This is a genomic window from Vibrio sp. 2096 (genome assembly GCF_033339595.1).
Taxonomy (GTDB): Bacteria; Pseudomonadota; Gammaproteobacteria; order Enterobacterales; family Vibrionaceae; genus Vibrio; species Vibrio alginolyticus.
In genome coordinates this window covers 1-4162 of sequence record NZ_JAWOUX010000039.1, presented here as the reverse complement: position 1 = coordinate 4162, position 4162 = coordinate 1, and the positions used below count along the sequence as shown (strand labels likewise).

At 42.4% G+C, this 4162-nt stretch carries 9 protein-coding genes; 7 read left to right on the top strand and 2 right to left on the bottom strand.

The window, feature by feature from the left end:
* A partial coding sequence (locus tag R7Q41_RS23725; protein WP_318144685.1) for a hypothetical protein occupies positions 1-199 on the bottom strand: 199 nt, incomplete at its 3' end.
* Positions 200-640: 441 nt separating this feature from the next.
* Here R7Q41_RS23725 and R7Q41_RS23720 point away from each other — a divergent pair.
* The 6 genes from R7Q41_RS23720 to R7Q41_RS23700 all read left to right on the top strand — a co-directional run bounded on the left by R7Q41_RS23720 (position 641) and on the right by R7Q41_RS23700 (position 3289).
* Positions 641-982 carry a MobC family plasmid mobilization relaxosome protein gene (locus tag R7Q41_RS23720; protein ID WP_169709360.1) on the top strand — a complete coding sequence of 114 codons (342 nt, stop codon included), beginning with the start codon at positions 641-643 and terminating at the stop codon, positions 980-982.
* A 687-nt stretch (positions 983-1669) separates the two neighbouring features.
* Positions 1670-2137 carry an MbeB family mobilization protein gene (locus tag R7Q41_RS24555; protein WP_203506492.1) on the top strand — a complete coding sequence of 156 codons (468 nt, stop codon included), beginning with the start codon at positions 1670-1672 and terminating at the stop codon, positions 2135-2137.
* Positions 2138-2371 carry an MbeD/MobD family mobilization/exclusion protein gene (locus tag R7Q41_RS24550; RefSeq protein ID WP_411979068.1) on the top strand — a complete coding sequence of 78 codons (234 nt, stop codon included), beginning with the start codon at positions 2138-2140 and terminating at the stop codon, positions 2369-2371. It begins immediately after the preceding gene.
* Positions 2372-2432: 61 nt separating this feature from the next.
* Positions 2433-2825: a type II toxin-antitoxin system RelE/ParE family toxin gene (locus R7Q41_RS23710; protein WP_224723981.1), complete on the top strand. Its 393-nt coding sequence runs from the start codon at positions 2433-2435 to the stop codon at positions 2823-2825.
* Entirely contained in the window at positions 2815-3102 is a 288-nt protein-coding gene (nadS, locus tag R7Q41_RS23705) for a NadS family protein (RefSeq protein WP_029946694.1), read from the top strand. The genes R7Q41_RS23710 and nadS overlap by 11 nt, the downstream gene beginning before the upstream one ends.
* 16 nt (positions 3103-3118) lie before the next feature.
* Positions 3119-3289, top strand: a complete 171-nt coding sequence (locus R7Q41_RS23700; RefSeq protein WP_158090427.1) for a hypothetical protein — start codon at positions 3119-3121, stop codon at positions 3287-3289.
* Positions 3290-3523: 234 nt separating this feature from the next.
* Here R7Q41_RS23700 and R7Q41_RS23695 read toward each other — a convergent pair whose 3' ends face one another.
* Positions 3524-3739, bottom strand: coding sequence for a hypothetical protein (locus tag R7Q41_RS23695; RefSeq protein ID WP_031819061.1), 216 nt, complete (start codon positions 3737-3739; stop codon positions 3524-3526).
* Positions 3740-3897: 158 nt separating this feature from the next.
* Between R7Q41_RS23695 and R7Q41_RS23690 the strand changes: the two genes are divergently transcribed.
* Positions 3898-4146 (top strand): hypothetical protein, encoded by a 249-nt coding sequence (locus R7Q41_RS23690; protein WP_005398517.1) that lies wholly within the window; start codon positions 3898-3900, stop codon positions 4144-4146.
* The last annotated feature ends 16 nt before the right edge of the window (positions 4147-4162 follow it).

Below are 4162 nucleotides of genomic sequence, written 5' to 3'. Positions count from 1 at the left end.
GGCTTTGATCGGAATACTTACTGGTTTGACGGCCTGTGTAAGTCCTTTCATGATAGCCCATATCATTTAAGCACTTCAAGTATTCCTGCACTCTGTTTGGACTCAAGATGTTTTGGACAGAGCGATGCGCATCAGCCACCGACCAAGGGAAGTTCCAAAGGTGGCAGGTAAAGGCACTAATCAAAACTTGCGAAAGCACGATAAAACCGCTCTCTTGTAGCTGCTAGAGGGAGAACTGCGGAAAAGGAATAATTGATTAGTGTTGTGAGACTGGAATGGGGGCGTAAAGCCTTACTCACAGCGCAGGGCAGCCCGAAAGGGAAGAGACTTACCCAATCTGAAAGCGACCAAAAAGATACCCAAATCACTCATAAATTTGAGTTGAAATGGGTAGGGGTCGGCGCAGCCGAAAGGGTGGTGTGCGCTAGCTTGGCTAGCCTCCTCTTTGCTCTTACTGTCATTGTTTGATACTTCATGATTTCCCTTATTTGCATTTCTTTATCTTACTTTCTATCTTTTGTTAAGCACATAAGCAAGGCTACACAAAGACCCCTCCACTTCGTTACGTTGTCATTGTGCCTTGTAAGGGACGCTACGCTCCCTTAACCCTAGTTAAAAGCACTCAAACTAAAGAATTGCCATGACTGAAAAGAAGAAAGTAATACGAGAAAAGTCCATCAAGATCAGAGTCACTGAGACTGAACTTCAAGCTCTGAAAGATCGGTGTGATGGTGCGGAATTAGCTCCTTGGATGAGAGAGACTTGTCTTGGGGAACGGACTCTTAAAAGAGCCAATGTTCCTAAAGTAGACCCCGCATTATTGCGCCAGTTATCTGGACTTGGAAATAACTTGAATCAGATCACTAGAGTAGTGAATACCCAGAATTATGATGTCGTGAATGTGGTTCAAGTATTGGCTCAACTTTCAGCAATCGAGCGTCAGCTTGGGCAAATAATGGCAAAGTATGAGATCTCAGTATGATTGTTCAGTTCGCTCGTAGAGGTAAGGGCGTTGGGAGTGGCCCTGTTGATTATCTCTTAGGGAAAGATAGAAATCGGGAGAGGGCGACACTCAATCAAGGCGATCCTGATTTAGTTCAATCACTCATTGATTCGAGTCCTTACGCCAAAAAGTACACATCGGGCTTTCTCTGTTTTGCTGAAACGGACTTATCACAAGAGATTAAAGATCGCCTCATGGCTGATTTTGAAAAGGCTTTGTTACCAGGCTTAGACAAAGACCAATACTCCATTCTTTGGGTAGAGCATCTTGATAAAGGGCGGTTAGAGCTGAACTTTGTTATTCCAAATATTGAGCTTCATTCTGGCAAGCGACTTCAACCTTACTACCACTTTGCAGACAATCCTCGTATCGATGCGTGGCGCACCATTCAGAATCTTGAACTAGGGCTTCATGACCCAGATGACCCTGCTAATCAGCAAGGCTTGGTGAGTGCTAAAGACACTCCATCCGATGCAAAAGAGATTCAGCAACTTCTTACCGATGGTCTACTTAATCTTGCTCAATCAGGCGCGATCCGTAGCCGAAAAGGGGTAATTGGTGCGCTTGAAAGCAAAGGATTTGAGATTGCCAGAGTGACAGCTAAAAGCATCAGCATTAAGAATCCCGAAAGTGGGAAACGAAACATAAGATTAAAAGGTTTGTTGTATGAGCAAGATTTTGAATATGGCGAGGGACTTCAATTCGCAATCGAAGAAGCAAGCCAACGCTATCGAGCAAACGCTAAAGAAAGACTTCGAGAGGCACGAACAACGTATTCAAGATGCGTTGAAATCAAGCGAGCAGAAAATCATAAACGACATCCAAGAGCAGCAATCACGTTTGAATCTCTTGGTGATGAAAACATGGATTTGGTTGCCAGTGACCCTGTTATTTTTGGTGATCGTCAGTTACGGGATCGCTTGGTATCAAGGGCAGACGATATTAGACAATCAGAAAAAGATAGCCCGCCAAAAAGCGATCCTAGAGCAGTTCCAGAACAAGACTTGGGGGCTTTCTCTGTACGAGAGCCAGAAAGGGGAACGTTTTATTGTGATACCAGAGGGGTACTCGATTCTGGAGGGGTGGACAATGAACGATGGCAAGAACGAGCTGATCAAGTTGGAGAGGAAATAAATGACCGAGCTAGAGAAACAACTTTTGCACGCCTTCGAGGTTTTAGAGAGGCAGCACAAGGAGCAGTACAGCGAGTTCGTGAAGCTCTACAAGGATTTAGAGAAAAGATTCGAGCAGAGCAGCGAGGAGAACCAACGCTTACAGAGCAGTGTGAGCAGCTTGACCATGCAAGTAAACAACTTGACGCAGCAGCTCCAGTCGTTGGAAAAGCAATACAGCAAGAGCAGTCGTTAGCACGACAAAATCGCAGAGGTCGAGGTTTCGGATTTAATCGTTAATACATTTGAAAACACGCTTGCCAGGAGTACAATGTACTCCTATTCTTTTGGGAGAGGATCGGGTTATTAGCTACGCATTAGAGTTTATTGAAACGCCATTGTTTGAATCTCAGCGAAAAGAGATGCTCACGGATGAAGAGTTTCGAGCGTTGCAGTCAGACATCATCAAAAACCCAGAAATGGGATCGTTGATTGTCGGAACGGGAGGGCTAAGAAAAGTTCGCCTTGCTGGAGAATCGACAGGTAAGAGTGGTGGTTATCGAACGATTTACTTACTGATCCAACCTGATGTTGTCTATTTGGTGTTGCTGTACAAGAAAGGGAGAAAGGACTCTTTAACTCAGAAAGAGAAGAATCTCCTTAAAGAAGTGTCGAGGTCGATTAAGAGAGAGTATGACAATGAGCAATAGTATTTTTGATGAACTTTATACATCGATGAAGCAAGCCGAAGCGATTGCAAAAGGAGAGCAGACTCCTGCGAATGTCACTCGTTATGAGATTGCCGATGTTAAAGCGATCCGAGCACAACTGGATGTCAGCCAAAAAGAGTTGGCACAAGCGATGGATGTGAGTATTGATACCGTGAAAAGTTGGGAGCAAGGACGGAGAAATCCGACAGGTTTAGCAAGCAAAGTCCTGACTCTACTCTCTAAAGAGCCAGAGCTTTATGCGAAGTTTTCAGTTTAAAGATTAAGAGGTGTCTATGAGTGCAGCTGTTACTTTTGAGCAATTCTGTCAGCATTACGAGTACGATCCGAGAAGTTCGTTATCTCGCTTTGAATATGAGAAGTACAAAGAGAAGAAGTACAAAGAGAACTTGGAGATAGCTAACGAGCTGATCACCAAAGATGCCATCGATAAGATGAAAACATAGAAAAAACGCCCTTAGAGGGCGTTTTTTGTTTCAATCGAACAGCGAACTTTTTGCCCTGTAAATCGCTCTGAAAGCGTCACAAACTTACAACCCGATTTCTGGCTAAGTAGGTAAGGGTAAGTGCTTAAAAACGCTCCTAGAGCGCTTTGAGAGCGTCAGATTGGCGTTTTGAGATGCTAAGTCGGCTATTTAACGTAATAGGAATAATAATCACCACCACAACGTTATGTTGCTTTAAATTATGAGCTTCTTTGCTTCGATTTGAAGCCATTCAAATGTGTTTTTGGGCTCTCCATGCATTTCCATTTGATGCCAAAGTTTTTCAAATGACAAAATAGTGACTTGTAGAGCAACTTCTTCATTTCCAATTTCCATTGTTAAATTTTCGAGAAGTTTAATCGTATGAGCATCTACTAAAGTGTCGTATTTTTTTATTTTACACAAAGCCATAACGCAATACTCACAAAGTGTTGATATGCATGTAACTTTATAATAGTGCTCAATTGCGTATATAGTGGTTTTTTTTGGCCTAAGTCTATTAAGAACGTTCAATTGCTCACACAAACCTAGTCTTAAATATGATGTGTATGAGATAAATGGGATAAAGCGTGAAACTAAAAATTTATTTTAAAACATCGAATAACAAAGGCTTTGAAATCGCATCATATCAAGAACATTACGAGACAATTGTTGCTCAATGGCTTTCGTTAGGTCGTACACTAGAATCGAGTTCTTTTTTCCTTGTGCTGTACGATGATGATGGTAAGTGTGTAGATGCCAAATATCTTTCAAAAAATAATTTTAGTCGATTGCTGATAGAGTGGGACTGCTTTGGTTTAAAAGAAAGTAATGAGTAATTTAACGTAACACTCG

What these genes read in the sequence shown, in the direction of transcription:
- R7Q41_RS23720 (WP_169709360.1), top strand. Translation starts at nt 641, where the DNA reads ATGACTGAAAAGAAGAAAGTAATACGAGAAAAGTCCATCAAGATCAGA.
- R7Q41_RS24555 (WP_203506492.1), top strand. Translation starts at nt 1,670, where the DNA reads ATGAGCAAGATTTTGAATATGGCGAGGGACTTCAATTCGCAATCGAAG.
- R7Q41_RS24550 (WP_411979068.1), top strand. Translation starts at nt 2,138, where the DNA reads ATGACCGAGCTAGAGAAACAACTTTTGCACGCCTTCGAGGTTTTAGAG.
- nadS (WP_029946694.1), top strand. Translation starts at nt 2,815, where the DNA reads ATGAGCAATAGTATTTTTGATGAACTTTATACATCGATGAAGCAAGCC.
- R7Q41_RS23700 (WP_158090427.1), top strand. Translation starts at nt 3,119, where the DNA reads ATGAGTGCAGCTGTTACTTTTGAGCAATTCTGTCAGCATTACGAGTAC.
- R7Q41_RS23695 (WP_031819061.1), bottom strand. Translation starts at nt 3,739, where the DNA reads ATGGCTTTGTGTAAAATAAAAAAATACGACACTTTAGTAGATGCTCAT.